Here is a 559-nt window from a genome sequence, read left to right on the forward strand (position 1 = left end):
CCCTCGGGCTGGGGTGGGATCTGGTCAACGATCTAGCACTGTCGGAGACTCGCACGATCGTCTACAACCAGCCCGGCCACTTCGACAGCGTCCGCATTCTCGGGGTCGATGAGCACAAATGGAAGCACGTGCGCGGCGACGGCAGCAGTGCGTTCGTCACCGTCTTGGTGGACCTGACCCCGGTGGTGGACGGCACCGGCCCGTCCCGCCTGTTGGACATGGTCCCGGGCCGTTCAGCGAGGGTGCTCGCCGACTGGCTCGACGCCCGTGACCAGGCGTTCCGGGACCGCATCAAGGTAGTGACTATGGACGGGTTTGCCGGCTACCACTCCGCGGCCGCCAGCGCGGTGCCCGCTGCCCGGACAGTGATGGATCCGTTCCACGTCGTGCACCTAGCCGCCGACAAGCTCACCGTGTGTCGCCAGCGCATCCAGCAGGCCACCACCGGGCACCGGGGCCGCACCGGTGACCCCCTGTACGGGATCCGCCGCATCCTGCGCACCGCGCCGAATTGCTGACCGACAAGCAGAAGGCCCGCCTGTTCAAGGCGTTCACCGCC

General features: G+C 68.0%; 1 pseudogene. It reads left to right on the forward strand.

Annotated features, from left to right (window positions below):
* Positions 1–559 (forward strand): annotated as a pseudogene (locus tag AYO52_RS17490) (transposase); the annotation flags it as partial.

Source organism: Dietzia sp. 111N12-1 (assembly GCF_001658045.1).
GTDB classification, from domain to species: Bacteria; Actinomycetota; Actinomycetes; order Mycobacteriales; family Mycobacteriaceae; genus Dietzia; species Dietzia kunjamensis.